This window comes from Bradyrhizobium sp. 142, assembly GCF_023074015.1.
GTDB lineage: Bacteria > Pseudomonadota > Alphaproteobacteria > Rhizobiales > Xanthobacteraceae > Bradyrhizobium.
Genome location: NZ_JADPKQ010000294.1, coordinates 121,465 through 137,665 on the forward strand (window position 1 = coordinate 121,465; position 16,201 = coordinate 137,665).

16 protein-coding genes are annotated in these 16,201 nt (G+C 62.8%); 6 read left to right on the forward strand and 10 right to left on the reverse strand.

Annotated elements, in window-relative coordinates; genetic code table 11:
* Window positions 1–22: 22 nt before the first annotated feature.
* Both gnd and IVA82_RS26355 read right to left on the reverse strand, forming a co-directional pair.
* Window positions 23–1,018: a phosphogluconate dehydrogenase (NAD(+)-dependent, decarboxylating) gene (gene gnd / locus IVA82_RS26350; RefSeq protein ID WP_247389779.1), complete on the reverse strand. Its 996-nt coding sequence runs from the start codon at window positions 1,016–1,018 to the stop codon at window positions 23–25.
* A gap of 13 nt (window positions 1,019–1,031) precedes the next feature.
* The gene (locus IVA82_RS26355; protein WP_247389780.1) at window positions 1,032–3,881 is read right to left on the reverse strand and encodes a bifunctional transaldolase/phosoglucose isomerase; all 2,850 of its coding nucleotides are present in this window, start codon (window positions 3,879–3,881) and stop codon (window positions 1,032–1,034) included.
* Window positions 3,882–4,184: 303 nt separating this feature from the next.
* On the opposite strand from IVA82_RS26355, the gene IVA82_RS26360 reads away from it, so the two are divergent.
* The 4 genes from IVA82_RS26360 to IVA82_RS26375 all read left to right on the forward strand — a co-directional run bounded on the left by IVA82_RS26360 (window position 4,185) and on the right by IVA82_RS26375 (window position 9,892).
* On the forward strand, window positions 4,185–4,778 hold the full coding sequence (locus IVA82_RS26360; protein WP_247389781.1) for a hypothetical protein: 594 nt from the start codon (window positions 4,185–4,187) through the stop codon (window positions 4,776–4,778).
* 341 nt (window positions 4,779–5,119) lie between these two features.
* Window positions 5,120–7,063 carry a PrkA family serine protein kinase gene (locus IVA82_RS26365; protein ID WP_247389782.1) on the forward strand — a complete coding sequence of 648 codons (1,944 nt, stop codon included), beginning with the start codon at window positions 5,120–5,122 and terminating at the stop codon, window positions 7,061–7,063.
* Between the two features lie 19 nt (window positions 7,064–7,082).
* Window positions 7,083–8,360 carry a YeaH/YhbH family protein gene (locus IVA82_RS26370; RefSeq protein ID WP_247389807.1) on the forward strand — a complete coding sequence of 426 codons (1,278 nt, stop codon included), beginning with the start codon at window positions 7,083–7,085 and terminating at the stop codon, window positions 8,358–8,360.
* Window positions 8,357–9,892: a SpoVR family protein gene (locus IVA82_RS26375; RefSeq protein WP_247389783.1), complete on the forward strand. Its 1,536-nt coding sequence runs from the start codon at window positions 8,357–8,359 to the stop codon at window positions 9,890–9,892. Before IVA82_RS26370 ends, IVA82_RS26375 begins: the two co-directional genes overlap by 4 nt.
* Window positions 9,893–9,907: 15 nt before the next feature.
* On the opposite strand, the gene IVA82_RS26380 is transcribed toward IVA82_RS26375, so the two are convergent.
* From IVA82_RS26380 to IVA82_RS26410, 7 genes are all read right to left on the reverse strand, one after another.
* Window positions 9,908–10,351: a DUF1801 domain-containing protein gene (locus tag IVA82_RS26380; RefSeq protein WP_247389784.1), complete on the reverse strand. Its 444-nt coding sequence runs from the start codon at window positions 10,349–10,351 to the stop codon at window positions 9,908–9,910.
* A complete protein-coding gene (locus IVA82_RS26385; RefSeq protein ID WP_247389785.1) occupies window positions 10,348–10,566 on the reverse strand; it encodes a hypothetical protein in 219 nt (72 codons plus the stop codon). Before IVA82_RS26385 ends, IVA82_RS26380 begins: the two co-directional genes overlap by 4 nt.
* Window positions 10,567–10,611: 45 nt before the next feature.
* The gene (locus IVA82_RS26390) at window positions 10,612–11,043 is read right to left on the reverse strand and encodes an SRPBCC domain-containing protein (RefSeq protein WP_247389786.1); all 432 of its coding nucleotides are present in this window, start codon (window positions 11,041–11,043) and stop codon (window positions 10,612–10,614) included.
* Window positions 11,040–11,363 (reverse strand): metalloregulator ArsR/SmtB family transcription factor, encoded by a 324-nt coding sequence (locus IVA82_RS26395; protein ID WP_247389787.1) that lies wholly within the window; start codon window positions 11,361–11,363, stop codon window positions 11,040–11,042. The genes IVA82_RS26390 and IVA82_RS26395 overlap by 4 nt, the downstream gene beginning before the upstream one ends.
* Before the next feature lie 262 nt (window positions 11,364–11,625).
* Entirely contained in the window at window positions 11,626–12,075 is a 450-nt protein-coding gene (locus IVA82_RS26400; RefSeq protein ID WP_247389788.1) for a DsrE family protein, read from the reverse strand.
* Between the two features lie 40 nt (window positions 12,076–12,115).
* Window positions 12,116–12,736 carry a hypothetical protein gene (locus tag IVA82_RS26405; RefSeq protein ID WP_247389789.1) on the reverse strand — a complete coding sequence of 207 codons (621 nt, stop codon included), beginning with the start codon at window positions 12,734–12,736 and terminating at the stop codon, window positions 12,116–12,118.
* A 169-nt stretch (window positions 12,737–12,905) separates the two neighbouring features.
* The gene (locus IVA82_RS26410; RefSeq protein ID WP_247389809.1) at window positions 12,906–13,271 is read right to left on the reverse strand and encodes a hypothetical protein; all 366 of its coding nucleotides are present in this window, start codon (window positions 13,269–13,271) and stop codon (window positions 12,906–12,908) included.
* On the opposite strand from IVA82_RS26410, the gene IVA82_RS26415 reads away from it, so the two are divergent.
* Together IVA82_RS26415 and IVA82_RS26420 are read left to right on the forward strand one after the other, a co-directional pair.
* The gene (locus IVA82_RS26415; protein ID WP_247389808.1) at window positions 13,188–14,618 is read left to right on the forward strand and encodes an SUMF1/EgtB/PvdO family nonheme iron enzyme; all 1,431 of its coding nucleotides are present in this window, start codon (window positions 13,188–13,190) and stop codon (window positions 14,616–14,618) included. The two genes, IVA82_RS26410 and IVA82_RS26415, sit on opposite strands and share 84 nt — an antisense overlap.
* A gap of 17 nt (window positions 14,619–14,635) precedes the next feature.
* A complete protein-coding gene (locus IVA82_RS26420) occupies window positions 14,636–15,082 on the forward strand; it encodes a DUF4399 domain-containing protein (protein ID WP_247389790.1) in 447 nt (148 codons plus the stop codon).
* Here the strand turns inward: IVA82_RS26420 and IVA82_RS26425 are convergent, their stop codons facing one another.
* Window positions 15,083–16,138, reverse strand: coding sequence for a 2-oxoacid:ferredoxin oxidoreductase subunit beta (locus tag IVA82_RS26425; RefSeq protein ID WP_247389791.1), 1,056 nt, complete (start codon window positions 16,136–16,138; stop codon window positions 15,083–15,085).
* Between the last annotated feature and the right edge of the window lie 63 nt (window positions 16,139–16,201).

Sequence of the window (16,201 nt, forward strand, 5' to 3'; positions counted from 1 at the left end):
CGCTTGTTACTTGCTCTTCTTACTAGGACTTCGCAGCGTCCAGCTGCTTCGGCTCCTTGTGGCCGCCGAAACCCGCGCGCATCGCGGAAAGAATTTTTTCGGCGAAGGTGTGTTCCTGGCGGGAACGGAAACGTGCGTAGAGGGCCGCGGTCAGGACTTCGGCCGGCACAGCCTCGTCGATCGCCGCATTCACGGTCCAGCGTCCTTCGCCGGAATCCTCGACGAAACCAGAATATTCCGACAGCGCCGGGCTGTCGGCGAGCGCTGTCGAGGTCAAATCGAGCAGCCAGGACGGGATCACGCTGCCGCGCCGCCACACCTCGGCGATATCTGCAAGATCGAAATCATAGCGATGATCCGCCGGCAACGCCTCCATGCTGGCGTTCTTGAGAATATCGAAACCTTCCGCATAGGCCTGCATCAGGCCGTATTCGATGCCATTGTGGATCATCTTGACGAAGTGACCGGCACCGACCGGGCCGGCATGGATGTAGCCCTGCTCGATGCGGGGATCGCGGCCGTCGCGTCCCGGCGTTCGCGCAATGTCGCCGGCGCCGGGCGCGAGCGCGGCGAAAATCGGATCGAGCCGGTCGACCACGACCTTCTCGCCGCCGATCATCATGCAATAGCCGCGGTCCAGTCCCCAGACGCCGCCGGAGGTCCCGACGTCGACATAATGGATGCCGCGTTCCCTCAGCGCCTTGCCGCGGCGAACGTCGTCTTGCCAGAAGGTGTTGCCGCCGTCGATGATGACGTCGTCGGCCCCCATCACGTTCGCAAGCGTATCGATCGTCGCTTCGGTGATGCGGCCGGCAGGCAGCATCACCCATGCGGTGCGCGGTCGTTCCAGCTTGGCGACAAATTCTTCGAGCGTCGCCGAGCCCTGCGCGCCGTCTCCGACAAGGCCGGCGACGGCCTTGGCGTCCTTGTCATAGACCACGGTCGAATGGCCGTGACGCATCAGCCGGCGCACGATGTTGCCGCCCATCCGGCCGAGGCCGATCATGCCGAGTTGCATTTGAATTATTCCCTTAGTTCAGCGCGTCCGTGAGGGCGGCGTTGAGTGCCGCGAGACCTTTCTTGAGCCCGCCCTTCAAGTGCACGCGGAGCGCACGTCGGCCGCGCTCGGTGAGCACATCGAAATCGCCGCGCGCCTGTGCCGCCTTGATGACGCCAAAGCTGGCCTTCTGGCCCGGCACAGCCAGGTCCTTGGCGTCATCGGCGGTGATCTGGAGGAATACGCCACTGTCGGGGCCGCCCTTGTAGGCCTGCCCGGTGGAGTGCAGGAAGCGCGGCCCGAACTCGGCGCAGGTCGCAACGTGGTGCTTCTCGCGCACTTCGAGCCGCATCGTCTGGAGCGCATCGATGGTGGCCTTGTCGCGCGCGATGTAGCCGAGCAGGGCGACATAGTCGCCGTGATTGGAGCGGGCGAGATGCGCCTTCAGCCATGAGGTGAGATCGCCGTTGGCCCCTGCGGAGCGGAGCGCTGTGGCGTTGGCCTCGTCGGTGTACAGATCGGCCTCGGCGGTGCTGACCACCGGCTGCTCCGCCGGCAGCGCGCCGGTCTTCTCGTACGCGGCAGTGAGCTCGCGAGTCTTGATCTTGGCCGCTTCTACGTCGGGCTGATCGAACGGGTTGATGCCGAGGATGCTGCCTGCAACCGCCGTCGCCATCTCGAAACGGAAGAATTCCTGGCCGAGATGATCGATCGACTTCATGACGATGCGCACGACGGGATGGCCGGCCGCTTCGATCGCGGCAAGCTTCGAGTCGTGTGGGGCGTCCGCCTCGCCTTCGGTGCGGATGTCGATGAAGAACCGATCGTTGCCGTAAAGGGAGGGCTCGCCGAGCGGCTCGTCGGCAATCGGGATCAGGCCCTTGCCTTCCTTGCCGGTCGATTCGGCGATGAGCTGCTCGGCCCAGGCGCCGAAATCGGCGATCTTCTTCGACGTCAGGATCGTCACCTTGTCGCGGCCTTCGAGCCCGGCGAGACCCATGGCAAGCCCGAGCTGCACGCCGGGGTTTTCTTGCGGCGGCACGTCCGGTCCGCAGGAGCGGGCCATCGAGAGCGCATGTTTGACCAGGGTCTTGACGTCGATGCCCGCGGTTGCCGCCGGCACGAGGCCGAACGGCGAGAGCACCGAATAGCGACCGCCGATCGAGGGGTCGCCGTGGAAGATCCGGGCATAGTTCAGTTTCTTGGCCGCCTTCTCCAGCGACGAGCCGGGATCGGTCACCGCGATGAAGCGATGGCCGGTCTTGACCGACGGCCCGACCGCCTGCGCGACACGCTCATGGAAATAATCCTTCATCGCGTTCGGCTCGGCGGTGCCGCCGGACTTGCTGGAGACGATGAACACGGTGTTGGCAATGTCGATCCGGGCTTCCATCGCCCGCACCTGCGCCGGATCGGTGGAATCCAGCACGTGCAGCTTCGGGAAGCCGGACTTCCGCGCGAAGGTCTCCGCCAGTACTTCCGGCCCTAGGCTCGATCCGCCCATGCCGAGCACGACGGCGTCGGAAAATTTCTGACCCTTGACGCGATTCGCGTAGTCCTCATAGTCGGCGACGTCGGCCTTTGCGGCGCTGTCCAGCCAGCCGAGCCATTTGTCCTCGTCCGCGCCGGTCCAGACCGACTTGTCGCGCTGCCACAGCCTGCGGATTTTCGCTGACGCCCGCCAGTCCTCGGTGCTCTTCGCCACGGCCTTGCCGAGCCCGTCACCGAGCGAGAGCAGCTGGCGATCGATCGCGGGCCCAAGCACGGTGGCGCGCTTGTGGGCGACTGCGCCATACAGCTTGTCAGCGGCGTCGGCAAATTGCGTGACGCCGTCCTTGACGAGCTCTGCGGTGATGGCGTCGAGCGAGATGCCGGAGCGCTCCAGCTCCTCCAGGACGCGGCGGGCGTCCTCGACATTCTCTTCGAGACTGTCGCGCGTCTCGCCGTGGTCGCGGAACGCGTCCAGCGTCGCCGGCGGCATGGTGTTGATGGTGTCGGGGCCGATCAGTTCCTCGACATAGAGGACGTCGCTGTAGTCCTTGTTCTTGGTTCCGGTCGACGCCCACAGCATGCGCTGCGGCTTGGCTCCCCTGGCTGCGAGCTTGTCCCAGCGGGGACCTGCAAACAGCCGCCTGTAGTCCTGGTAGGCGACCTTGGCGTTGGCGATCGCGACCTTGCCTTTCAGCGCGGCGAGCCGCTCCTTTTCGGATGGGTCGTTGGCACGGGCGATCTTCTCGTCGAGCTGCTTGTCGACCATCGAGTCGATGCGGCTGACGAAGAAGCTCGCCACGCTCGCGACATGCGAAGGATCGCCGCCGCCTGCGACATATTTCTCCAGACCGGCGAGGTAGGCCTCGGCGACCTCGAGATAGACCGCTTTGGAGAACAGCAGCGTGATGTTGATGCTGACGCCTTCGCCGATGAGTTGTTCGATCGCCGGCAGGCCCTCGGGCGTCGCCGGGACCTTGACCATCAAGTTCCTGCGATTGACGTCCTTCCAGAGCCGCTTCGCCTCGGCGACCGTGCCCGCGGTGTCCAGTGCGAGATAGGGCGAGACCTCCAGGCTGACGAAGCCGTCCTGGCCCTTGAGGCGGTCATAGACCGGGCGGAGCACGTCGGCGGCATTCTGGATGTCCTCGACCGCGACGGCCTCGAACAGGTCGGCCACGGTCCGGTCGCCCCGCTTGAGCGCCTTGCCGATCGAGGCGTCGTATTCGTCCGAGCTGCCGATCGCCTTCTCGAAGATCGAGGGATTTGAGGTGACGCCCTTGACGCCATCAGTCTCGATCAGCCGTTTCAAATCGCCCTTGGCGATGAAGCCACGGGCGAGGAAGTCCAGCCAGACGGCTTGTCCGTGCTTTTCCAGTTCTTTGACGGGATTCATGCTGTTTATTTATCTCCAAGCCTGCGGGCGAGGGGTTTCCGCGCCGGTCCTGACGCGCTATCCTCTAGCTTACATGCGCATCTGAGGGAACCTATCAAGGGTACAGGGGTTCTGCTCTCGGTGTAACTCCGTCGCGATCGTGACGATCCAGGCGGCAGTAGCGGTGTTGCGTAAAATTCTCCGGCCGGGACGGTTCGGCCGGGTCACGTTGCGTAGCGTCAGCCTGCCACGTCTGCTTGTCGCAGCGCGGAGTGCCGTCAGGGCGCTTCCAATCCGCCTGATGCATCGTTGGCCCGGTCGCACATGGCCATGCTGGGGGAGAGCATGCACGCTGAAACTGAGGGTCTGGCACTCGCCGTTCCCGACGGGGCGCAATCGGCCGGCCCGGCCGTGTGTATCGACGCATCCCACGATCTTGAAATCGGTCAATGCGCGACGCGCCTGCGGCTGCTGGTCGCGGCGGGATTTGCGATGATGCTGATCAGTGCGAGCCTCGCCTTTGGCTGGTGGGATGTCATCGGCAACTATGGCACGACGATCGGCTATACCGGCATCGTGGTGTTCGGCCTGGTCACCTGCCGGCTGGTCTGGATGCTGCCGTCCGAACGGGGGCCGGTGGTGATCGTCACCACCTACGGCATCCGCAATGAATTTCTGCTTTGGGAGTCGATTGAGGACGTTTCGGCTGAAGAATGCCGCGGACACAAGGTCATCGTGCTGACGCTGACGCCGGCCTTCCAGCGTCAGCTCGCCTGCATCCACGCCACCTCGCGCACTGCGCCCGCCGATCGCGTCGTCATCCGGCCCGAGGGTCTGACGATTGATTTCGGTACCTTGCTGCGCGCCTGCCGCGACTGTCATGCTGGCAGCGATTCACGCACCGCATTGCGGCGATAGCGCGATCATGGCACGCAAAGCTTGGCCGCACGAACGTCATAAAGCCGCCGCCAGCCGGCGGTTATGCTGCGGTGCCGGATGGGCCTATCCCCGGTAATGCCCGGATGTTGCGGTGAGGCGACATTTGCTGGAAATTAGCGGATACAAGTATAGATTCGCATAAATAACAGGCAGCTGCCTGTTCGTAACTCACCCGATGCCTACGTTGTGCGTTGCGTGGTGAAGGTCCTCGGGTGTCGAATGTCCGTCATGTGCTCACGCTGATTCGAGAGTGGCGCTAAGGAACGGTCCGGTCGCTGCTTTAGTTCAGTTGTGTAGCGGAACTCACGCGGAGAGGGATCATGTACAACGATTCTCTATTCAACGCTTTCGCTCGGTCGTTCGAGGCGAGAAGCCAGCACGACATGTCGATGGCGGAATATCTGGAATCGTGTCGAAGCGATCCCATGAAATATGCAAATGCGGCCGAACGATTGCTAGCCGCGATCGGTGAACCCCAGACGATCGACACGGCCAAGGACCCACGCCTTGGCCGTATTTTTTTGAACCGCACGATCCGCACCTATCCGGCCTTTGCCGGTTTCTACGGCATGGAAGAAACCATCGAGCGCATCGTTGGTTTCTTCCGTCATGCCGCGCAAGGCCTCGAGGAGCGCAAGCAGATCCTCTATTTGCTCGGCCCGGTCGGCGGCGGCAAATCCTCACTCGCCGAACGGCTGAAGTCGCTGATGGAAGTGCATCCGATCTACGTGCTGAAGGCCGGCGACGAACTCTCGCCCGTGTTCGAGAGCCCGCTGAGCCTGTTCGATCCCGATCAGCTCGGCCCGATGCTGGAGGAAAAGTACGGCATTCCGCGCCGGCGTCTCACCGGGTTGATGAGCCCGTGGTGCTACAAGCGCCTGGAGGCCTTCGGCGGCGACATCTCGCAATTCCGCGTCGCCAAGATCCAGCCGTCGCGGCTGCGCCAGATCGGCATCGCCAAGACCGAGCCCGGTGACGAGAACAATCAGGACATCTCCTCGCTGGTCGGCAAGGTCGACATCCGCAAGCTCGAGACCTACGCCCAGAACGACCCCGATGCCTACAGCTATTCCGGCGGCCTCAACCGCGCCAACCAGGGCATCCTCGAATTCGTCGAGATGTTCAAGGCGCCGATCAAGATGCTGCACCCGCTGCTGACCGCGACGCAGGAAGGCAACTATATCGGCACCGAGAATATCGGCGCGATTCCGTTTACCGGCATCATCCTCGCGCACTCCAACGAGGCCGAGTGGTCGAGCTTCAAGTCCAACAAGAACAACGAGGCCTTCATCGACCGCATCTGCGTGATCAAGGTGCCCTATGTCCTGCGCTACACCGAAGAGCAGAAGATCTACGAAAAGCTGATCCAGGGCTCCGAGCTTGCGTCTGCGCCGTGCGCGCCGGCGACGCTGGAAACGATGGCGCGATTCTCGGTGATGTCGCGGCTGCGCAAGCACGAGAATTCCACGCTGTTTGCCAAAATGCGGGTTTACGATGGCGAAAGCCTGAAGGAATCCGATCCTAAAGCGCGCAGCGTCCAGGAATACCGGGATGCCGCCGGCGTCGACGAAGGCATGGATGGTGTCTCCACGCGCTTTGCCTTCAAAATCTTGGCCGCGACCTTCAACCACGATCCGCAGGAGGTTGCCGCCGACGCCGTGCACCTGATGTATGCGCTGGAACAGTCTATCCGCCGCGAGCAGCTTCCTGAGGAAATCGAAAAGCGTTACCTCGAATTCATCAAGGCGGAACTCGCGCCGCGTTATGCCGAGTTCATCGGCAACGAGATCCAGAAGGCTTATCTCGAATCCTACTCGGATTACGGCCAGAATCTGTTCGACCGTTACGTCGATTACGCGGATGCCTGGATCGAGGATCAGGACTTCAAGGATCCCGACACCGGACAATTGCTCGATCGCGAATTGTTGAACCAGGAGCTGACCAAGATCGAGAAGCCGGCCGGCATCGCCAACCCGAAGGATTTCCGCAACGAGGTCGTCAAGTTCTCGTTGAGGGCCAGGGCACAGAATGCCGGCAAGAATCCGACCTGGACCTCCTACGAGAAGATTCGCGATGTGATCGAAAAGCGGATATTCTCCCAGGTCGAGGACCTGCTTCCGGTCATCTCGTTCGGGTCCAAGAAGGACGGCGAGACGGAGAAGAAGCACGGCGAGTTCGTCGCACGCATGGTGGAGCGCGGCTACACCGAGCGTCAGGTTCGCCGGCTCGTCGAGTGGTACATGCGCGTGAAGCAAGCCGGTTGAGGCGGATGGGAAAGTGGCCATTCACATTATTGACAGGCGCCTGAATCCAGGCGGCAAGAGTCTTGAGAACCGGCAGCGGTTCTTGCGTCGGGCCAAGTCCCTGGTGCAGGGCGCCGTCAAGAAAACCTCGCAGGAACGCGACATCAAGGATGTCCTGGAGGGTGGCGAAGTCACGATTCCGCTCGACGGCATGCACGAGCCGCGCTTTCGCCGCGAAGGCGGCACGCGCGACATGGTGCTGCCCGGGAACAAGAAGTTCATCGAGGGCGACTATCTCCCTCGATCCGGCCAGGGCAGCGCCAAGGATTCCGGTCCGGGCGAAGGCGACAGCGAAGATGCCTTCCGCTTCGTGCTGAGCCGCGACGAATTCGTCGATCTCTTCCTCGACGATCTCGAGCTTCCGGATCTCGCCAAGCGCAAGATCGCGCAGACCGAGAGCGAGGGCATCCAGCGCGCCGGCTACACCATGTCCGGCTCGCCATCCAACATCTCGGTCAGCCGGACGGTGCGGCTCGCGCTCGCGCGCCGCATCGCGCTCAAGCGGCCCCGCAAGGAAGAGATCGAGGAGCTGGAAGCTGCGATCGCTGCATGCACCGACGAGGATGAGCGCGCGGAACTCGTCGCCGAGCTCGAGAAGCTCAAGGCGAAATCCAAGCGCATTCCCTTCATCGATCCGCTCGACATCCGCTATCGCCGCTTCGAGACGGTGCCCAAGCCGGTCGCACAGGCGGTGATGTTCTGCCTGATGGACGTCTCCGGCTCGATGTCCGAACACATGAAGGATCTCGCCAAGCGCTTCTACATGCTGCTCTACGTCTTCCTGAAGCGGCGCTACAAGCATGTCGAGATCGTCTTCATCCGCCACACCGACCGCGCCGAGGAGGTCGACGAGCAGACTTTCTTCTATGGCCCGGCGTCCGGCGGCACGCTGGTCTCCAGCGCGCTGCAGGCGATGCACGAGATCGTGCGCGAGCGCTTCAATCCGGCGGACTGGAACATCTACGCGGCCCAGGCCTCCGACGGCGACAACTCTTATTCCGACGGCGAGCTCGCCGGCATGCTGCTGACCGACAAGATCCTCCCGGTCTGCCAGTTCTTCGCCTATCTCGAGGTCGGCGAGTCCGGGGGCAGCGCCTTCGATCTCTCGGACTCCTCGCTCTGGACCCTTTACGAGCGCCTGCGTAGCAGCGGCGCACCGCTCTCGATGCGCAAGGTCAGCGAGCGCAGCGAGATATTTCCGGTGTTCCACGACCTGTTCCAGCGCCGCGAAACTACTCAGGAGAAGGTCGCTCCATGACGGAACGCTTGTTCGAAGGCGCGGATTGGGATTTCCACACCTTGCAGCGCATTAGCGATGCCTGCGAGGAGGTGGCGTTGAAAGATCTCGGGCTCGACGTCTATCCGAACCAGATCGAGGTCATTACCGCCGAGCAGATGCTGGACGCCTATTCGTCGGTCGGCATGCCCCTGTTCTACAAGCACTGGTCGTTCGGCAAGCACTTCGCCTATCATGAGGCGTCCTACCGCAAGGGCCTGATGGGCCTCGCTTATGAGATCGTGATCAACTCCTCGCCCTGCATCTCCTACTTGATGGAGGAGAATACGGCGACGATGCAGACGCTGGTGATCGCGCACGCCGCGTTCGGTCACAACCACTTCTTCAAGAACAACTATCTGTTCAAGCAGTGGACCGACGCCGACGGCATTCTGGACTATCTCGATTTCGCCAAGAAGTATGTGATGAGTTGCGAGGCGCGCCACGGCCGCGTCGAGGTCGAACGCACTCTGGATGCCGCGCATGCGCTGATGTCGCATGGCATCGACCGCTACCCCGGCAAGAAGAAGCTGGATTTGCGCGCCGAGGAGAAGCGGGCAGGGCGCCGCCGCCAGCATGAAGAGGAAGTCTTCAACGACCTCTGGCGCACCGTGCCGGCAGGAAAGAGCAAGAGCCGCTCCGCGATCAGCGTCGAGCGCCGCCGCAAGCTGCTCGGCCTGCCGCAGGAGAACCTGCTATATTTTCTGGAGAAGAGTGCGCCGCGGCTGGCGCCTTGGCAGCGCGAGCTTTTGCGGATCGTCCGCCACATCGCGCAATATTTCTATCCGCAGAGCCAGACCAAGGTGATGAACGAGGGAACGGCAACCTACGTCCACTACCGCATCATGACCAAGCTGCACGAGCAGGGTCGGCTCACCGACGGCAACTTCCTCGAATTCCTGCAATCCCACACCAACGTGGTGTTCCAGCCCGAATTCGACGATCGGCGCTTCTCGGGCTTCAATCCCTATGCGCTTGGCTTTTCCATGATGCAGGACATCGAGCGGATCGTCACCCGGCCGGAAGACGAGGATCGCGAATGGTTCCCGGACATCGCCGGAAAGAACGATGTGATGGGCGTGCTGCGCGACGTCTGGGCCAACTACCGCGACGAGAGTTTTATCGCGCAGTACCTGAGCCCGAAGCTGATGCGGCACTTCCGCATGTTCCACCTGCACGACGATCCCGAGGAGCGCGCCGGCATCCGGGTCGATGCCATTCACGACGAGCGTGGTTTCCGCCGGGTGCGGCGCGAGCTCGCGCGGCAGCATGATGTCGGCTACATCGATGCCAATATCGAAGTGGTCGACGTCGACCTGTCCGGCGACCGCCGGCTGATCGTGCATCACCGCGTCATCAAGGGCTCGCAGCTCAACGAGACCGATGCCAAGCGGGTGCTGCAGCATCTCGCCGATCTCTGGACCTATGATGTCGCGCTGATCGAGGTCGATGGCAACGACAAGGTCTTGCGGGAATATGTCGTGAGCCCGCGCCCAATCACAGCGGCGGCCTGACGCCGCCGCGTGCTCCTAAGCCGAGCGTCTTGCGGATTTGCCTTTGGCCTTGGACGTGTTCAGGGCCACGGCGGCGTGAATGAGCGCCTTCAGCGCCTTCTCGTTGATCTTCGCGCCCTCCTGAAAATCGATCGCGCGCCTCACGTTTCCCTCCAGGCTCGAGTTGAACAGCCCCGCGGGGTCGTCGAGCGCAGCGCCCTTGGCGAAGGTCAGCTTCACGACAGTCTTGTAGGTCTCGCCGGTGCAGATGATCCCGTCGTGTGACCACACCGGCACGCCCCGCCACTTCCATTCCTCGACCAGGTCGGGATCGGCGTCCTTGATCAGGCCGCGAAGCCGACTTAGCATCTCGCCGCGCCAGTCGCCAAGCTCCTTAATCCTGCCGTCGATCAACCTGGAGGCTGAAGCTCCGTCCGCTTCCTTCGCGCTGCTGGTCTTCGCCGTCACAGCTTTCTTCATGATCTTGCCTCGTTCACGCGCCGCTGGCTGACGTATGGCAGCGCGAACAGATATAGCCCGGTCGCGAGCAACGGAATCAGCGGGACGAACGCCAACAGCCCGATCCACACCGCCTGCATCTGCAGGGCGATGGCGACGATATTCGCGGTGACGGCAAGCGTGAAGGCGATGGACAGCCAGCGATGGATCTGCCGAATCCGAATGTTCGAGCTCAATGGGACCTCCTCTGACGATGGTTGGAATGGACATCGATGGCCGGGCTAGTCGCCCCGCGCCAGCAGCTCGTCCAGCTTTGCAAAAAACTGGTTCCAGCCGGCGCGCGCGCCGCCATAGGCCTGCTTCTGGGTCGGACGGAAGCCCGCCTGCTCCACACGCAGATGCGTGCCCGCGCCGGTCGGCGTCAGCGTGAAGGTCACGACGCTCTTCAAGTCAAAGGCCGCGTCCTCATGCGTGAAATTCCAGCTGTAGGCGAGCGATCGCTGCGGCTCAATGGAGAGGACCTCGCAATCCAGCACGCCGCCCCACTCGCCGCGAAGATTGAAACGATGGCCGACGGTGGGCTTGAAGTCGTTCTTCATCAGCCACTCCTCGATCAGATGCGGCTGCGTCAGCGCGCGCCAGATCCGCTCCGGCGGAAAGGCAAATTCGCGCTCGATGGTCACGGAACGGGTTTCAGTCTCAGCTTCGCTCATTGGTCCATCCTCTTCAGGAGATCATCGAGGGCGTCGAGCCGGTTCTGCCAGAACCCGGCCATCTGGCTGGTCCAGTCGATCAGCGGATTCAGGGCGCCGGGCTGCGCGCTGTAGTGGGTCTGCCGCCCCTCGTGACGGTCGCGCACCAGCCCGGCCAGCTTCAGCGCGCCGAGATGTTTCGAGACCGCGGGTTGGGAAACGCCTGATCGCACCGTCAGGGCTCCGACCGTCTGCTCGCCCTCGCGGCACAGCCGCTCGAAGATCGCCCGCCGGGTGGGATCGGCGAGTGTCCTGAACAGAAGGTCGGGGGCGGCGGACATGTGGAATCCATAACCAGAAGGTTATGGGTTAAACTAATAACTGTAGAGTTATGGGTGAGTCAAGTGCGATGCGGATCAGTTGGGGGAGCGGGCCCCCGCGGGCTCCGCTTACCTCTCCCGCTTGCGGGAGAGGTCGGCGCGAAGCGCCGGGTGAGGGCTTTCTCCTCTTGGGGGCTCTCGATTGTGGAGACAGCCCTCTCCCCGACCCTCCCCCGCAAGCGGGGGAGGGAGCGCACCGAATTCGCGGAAGCGTTAGTGGCCCTCAGGGCCGCAGATAGAGATAGCCCTGCGACTGCAGCTCGGCCAGGCGGACGACGCCGCCCTGCTCCGCGCTGACGAAGCCCGGCAGCAGATCCGTCAGCGTGACGTTCTGCGCTTTCATCGTGTTGCCGCAGGCGGCGAGCTCGACGCCGTCCTTGGAGAAATCGCCGACACGCTTGCTGACATCGGGATTGGCCTGCGTCGAGTGGAACGCCTTCAGCGCCGGACCGTGTATCACCAGCGCGATCGTCACGTGCTCGGGGCCGCCGACGCCGTCGATGTGGTTCTGGATATTGCCGAGCACGAAATTGACCTTCTCGGCGTCGCTGAGATGGTAGACGACCTTGAGCTTGTTGCCGGCGCCGGCCTCCGTCGCGGCCTCGGCGCGGGATATTGCAAGCGCCGCCCCGAAAGCCGAGACTGCGCTCCAAAGGATATTTCGGCGGTTCATGGCGATCTCCCTGGACTGGCCTGACTTTGCCGCACGCATATCACTTGTGGCGCAGTGCGGCGAGTTCCTTGCGGTCGGTCACGAGCGAAGCGCACTCGCTGTTGTCGGTGCGGTCGAGGCGGAAAATCTTGTCGTCGGCGCCGGCCACCAACGATTCTTCGGCGTCGTCATCCGGCTTGTTGTTCTGCCAGACCCTGACCCGTGCAAGCCGGACGATCGCTGACTTGCTCTCCTTCGACAGCGCAACCCCGATGCCGCCGCCCTCGCAGTCGACGCCGCAGCCGAGGCGGACGTCGTTGCCGTCCTTGGCGAACACCACGTGACTGCACGAGCCGCTGGAATCGAAATCGCCTGAGCGGTGGCGGTATTTGAAGCCAATCCGGAAGGAGTTGTGGAGCTGCTTGTCCTCCTTGTCGTATTCCGCCGAGACCAGCAGCTTCATCGAAGCGACCCTCTGCTTCGGGTGCTGCGCCAGATGTTCGGCATCGTAGCGGCGGACGAAACAGGCATAGGCCTTGTCGCCGGGCGGCCCTGCGTACATCCGCGCGTTGAAGGTTTCGGCTTCGGCCTTGCTGGTCTCGCGGATGTCGTCGGCCTCCGCGGCATGGCCGGGGCCGCTGAGCGCGGCAAGGATGACGGCGCCGAAAAGAAAGTGCTTCATGATCGCACCGAATGCGGGAGCGGCAATTGGCCTGACCGCGAGGGACGGGCCGGTTTACCGTTGGTCGCAGGCTGAACGCGGCGCGTTCACGCTCGCAAGTCCGCGAGGCGTCGCCGTGGCACAGGGATGAGATAGATGGCGCCGTGCGCCGCGTTAGTCGCAGGTCGGGTCAGGAAGGTTCAATCCACGTGGGAGCCGTCAATCCTTGGAACTCGATATCGGCGATCTCTTCGACGTTGTCCGGGTTCGTTAATGTGATAGCCTTCACAAAACGATTGCTTCTCGAAATTGTAGGCTGGGGCAGCCTCTTGGCAAGTTTGTGGAGTGCCCCGCAATGGGCGAAATTCGCAACTTCAGATCCGGAAGCCACGATGAGCCGCCGCAAAACGGCAGGATGTCTCGTCGTCTTGCCGCGATCATTGTCGGTGACATTGCCTCCTACAGCCGCTTGATGCAGGCCGACGAGGAAGGCACGCATGTTCGCGTCAAGCGGATCGAGCGGGATCTCATCCAGCCCAGTATCGTCGAGCACCATGGAAGCCTGGTGAAGACGACTGGCGACGGCTTCATCGCTGTTTTCGACAGTCCAGTTGAGGCGGTTCGCTGCAGCATCGTCATCCAGCAAAATCTCATTGGCCGCAACGCTTCGCTTCCGAAGGAGTCCCGGATCGAGTACCGGATCGGAGTCAATCTCGGTGATGTCATCGTAGAGCCGGACGACGTCTATGGCGATGGCGTCAACATCGCCACGCGTATCGAGGGTATTGCCGAGCCCGGTCAGGTCTACATCTCAGGTGCGATCTACGAGCAGATCAAGCACAAGGTGGTGTGCGGCTACGAGTCGCTTGGCGACCGCAAAGTGAAGAACATCACCGACCCCGTGCGCATCTATCGTGTGCTGCCGGACGCGGATGCCGTGGGCAGGACGCGCGGCCGGCGCGAGAATACGTTGCTATTCCTTCTGGCTCTGACACTGCTCGTTATTGCGAGCGGCGTCCTTTGGTATCTGCTCGTACAGCCGCGCCTCGGCGAACAGGCTGCGGCGCCCCCGACGCCGGCACCGGCAGCATCCCCGACGTCGCAATCCGTTCAAGCCGAACCCGGTTCGTCGACGCAGGTGCCGCAGACAGCACCCGCGGCTTCTCCCTCGACGGCCGCAACGCCTGCAAGCGCGCCTTCGCCGGCCCCATCGCAATCCACGGTGGCGGTCCAGGAGCCGGACATGGTTGCGGTCCGCGGCGGCAGTTTCGCGATGGGCAGCAACGATGACCCGACGGAAAGACCCGTCCACCAGGTCGCGATCAAGCCGTTCGCGATCGGAAAATATCCTGTGACCGTTCGTGAATGGAATGAATGCGCGGCAGCGAAGGCATGCAGCTTTACAGCGATCGGGAAGGAAGATGCCCCCGTCACGAACGTGAGCTGGGCAGACGCACAGCAATATGCGGGCTGGCTCGCGCAGGCGACGAAGAAGCCCTACCGCCTTCCGACTGAAGCGGAATGGGAATATGCGGCGCGTGCCGGCACGCAGACGAAATATTGGTGGGGCGACAAGCTCCAGCCGGGCATGGCCGGATGCAAGGATTGCGGTGACGTCGCGGGCGCGCAGCTGGCGAAAGTCGGCAGCTTCAAGCCCAATCCATTCGGGCTCTACGACATGGGCGGCGGAGTCGATCAGTGGGTCGAGGACTGTTGGCACAGGACCTATCAGGGTGCGCCCGGCGATGGCTCGGCATGGACCGGCGGGGACTGCACCTCGCACGTGCTGCGCTCGGGCTCCTGGAAGAACGATTCGAGATATGTTCGGCCGTCCAACCGCGACGGTTACGATACAAATGTTCGCTACCCGACGCATGGATTCCGCATTGCGCTCAGTCCTTAAGCGCTGGAGGAGGTTTGATGAAAATCCTTCGCTGCGTTGCGCTGTCGGCGGCGCTCGCGTTGCTTCCGGGCATCGCCTATTCGCAGGGCAAGGCAGCGCCCAAGGACGCGAAGGTTTACTTCATCACTCCGCGTGACGGGCAGAAGATCCGGGGCGGATTCTGGGCCCGGTTCGGTTTGCGGAACATGGGCGTGACGCATGCCGGCGACGACTACCATAACGCCGGTCATCATCATCTGTTGATCGACGTGAACGAGCCGATCGATCCCAAGGAGCCCATTCCGCAGGACAAGTCGCATCTGCATTTCGGGGCAGGGCAGACCGAAACTCTTCTCGAGCTTCCGCCGGGGACGCACACGCTCCAGCTGGTGCTGGGCGATGCGAAGCACTATCCGTTCGAGCCGCCAATCGTGTCAGAGAAGATCACCATCCGTGTCAGGCAGCCCGTTTCAGCCGCTAAGTGATCACCGCAGGCTGGCGTTGAACTTGTCCAGCGCTGCCGAGCCCGGACAGAGCGTATCGGCCTCCAGCGTATTGAGCGGCGTCTCCACCGTGTTGAGATGCTCGTGCAAATCTTCCGCGTCGGGATCGACATAGAGCAGGCCGGTGACGATCTGGCCCTTGGCGGCGTGCTTCTGCAGGAAGGTCATGGCGCCGAGCCGGTCGTGGGGATCGTAGTCCGCATCGATCTTGCGCAGCGCGATCCTGCTGCCGTCGTGCTGCTCGACCATCTGCACCGTGCCGGGCGCGTAATCGACCGCGATCGGATCGCGGCCCACCAGCACGTCGAGCCGGTTCACCGCGTCATTGTGCTCGCGGACATAGTCGAAACTCTTGGTCGAACCGGCGTGGTTGTTGAAAGCGATGCAGGGGCTGATGACGTCGATGAAGGACGCGCCCTTGTGGCCGATTGCGGCCGCGATCAGCGGCACAAGCTGGTTCTTGTCGCCGGAGAAGCTGCGCGCGACGAAGGTCGCACCCAGCTGCAGCGCAATCGCGACGAGGTCGATCGCGTTGTCGGTGTTGGTGACGCCCTTCTTGGACTTAGAGCCGCGGTCGGCGGTTGCCGAGAATTGGCCCTTGGTCAGGCCGTAGACGCCGTTGTTCTCGACGATGTAGGTCATGTTGACGCCGCGCCGGATCGAATGCGCGAACTGGCCGAAGCCAATCGAGGCGGAATCGCCGTCGCCGGAGACGCCGAGATAGATCAGGTCGCGATTGGCGAGATTGGCGCCGGTCAGCACCGACGGCATGCGGCCGTGCACGGAGTTGAAGCCGTGCGAATTGCCGAGGAAATAGTCCGGCGTCTTCGACGAGCAGCCGATGCCGGAGATCTTCGCCACCCGGTGCGGCTCGATCGACAGCTCATAGCAGGCCTCGATGATCGAGGCCGTGATCGAGTCATGGCCGCAGCCGGCGCACAGCGTCGAGATCTTGCCCTCGTAGTCGCGATGGGTGTAGCCGAGCTCGTTCTTCTTCAGCCCCGGATGATGGAATTTCGGTTTTGCGATGTAGGTCATGCGAGCACCTGCGGTCCCGAGCCCGTCATGGCCGGGCTTGTCCCGGCCATCCACGTCTTGGCC

Excerpts from the sequence above, each read along its gene's own strand:
- gnd (WP_247389779.1), bottom strand. The coding sequence starts at position 1,018 with ATGCAACTCGGCATGATCGGCCTCGGCCGGATGGGCGGCAACATCGTG.
- IVA82_RS26355 (WP_247389780.1), bottom strand. The coding sequence starts at position 3,881 with ATGAATCCCGTCAAAGAACTGGAAAAGCACGGACAAGCCGTCTGGCTG.
- IVA82_RS26360 (WP_247389781.1), top strand. The coding sequence starts at position 4,185 with ATGGCCATGCTGGGGGAGAGCATGCACGCTGAAACTGAGGGTCTGGCA.
- IVA82_RS26365 (WP_247389782.1), top strand. The coding sequence starts at position 5,120 with ATGTACAACGATTCTCTATTCAACGCTTTCGCTCGGTCGTTCGAGGCG.
- IVA82_RS26375 (WP_247389783.1), top strand. The coding sequence starts at position 8,357 with ATGACGGAACGCTTGTTCGAAGGCGCGGATTGGGATTTCCACACCTTG.
- IVA82_RS26380 (WP_247389784.1), bottom strand. The coding sequence starts at position 10,351 with ATGAAGAAAGCTGTGACGGCGAAGACCAGCAGCGCGAAGGAAGCGGAC.
- IVA82_RS26390 (WP_247389786.1), bottom strand. The coding sequence starts at position 11,043 with ATGAGCGAAGCTGAGACTGAAACCCGTTCCGTGACCATCGAGCGCGAA.
- IVA82_RS26395 (WP_247389787.1), bottom strand. The coding sequence starts at position 11,363 with ATGTCCGCCGCCCCCGACCTTCTGTTCAGGACACTCGCCGATCCCACC.
- IVA82_RS26400 (WP_247389788.1), bottom strand. The coding sequence starts at position 12,075 with ATGAACCGCCGAAATATCCTTTGGAGCGCAGTCTCGGCTTTCGGGGCG.
- IVA82_RS26405 (WP_247389789.1), bottom strand. The coding sequence starts at position 12,736 with ATGAAGCACTTTCTTTTCGGCGCCGTCATCCTTGCCGCGCTCAGCGGC.
- IVA82_RS26415 (WP_247389808.1), top strand. The coding sequence starts at position 13,188 with ATGCAGGCCGACGAGGAAGGCACGCATGTTCGCGTCAAGCGGATCGAG.
- IVA82_RS26410 (WP_247389809.1), bottom strand. The coding sequence starts at position 13,271 with ATGGTGCTCGACGATACTGGGCTGGATGAGATCCCGCTCGATCCGCTT.
- IVA82_RS26420 (WP_247389790.1), top strand. The coding sequence starts at position 14,636 with ATGAAAATCCTTCGCTGCGTTGCGCTGTCGGCGGCGCTCGCGTTGCTT.
- IVA82_RS26425 (WP_247389791.1), bottom strand. The coding sequence starts at position 16,138 with ATGACCTACATCGCAAAACCGAAATTCCATCATCCGGGGCTGAAGAAG.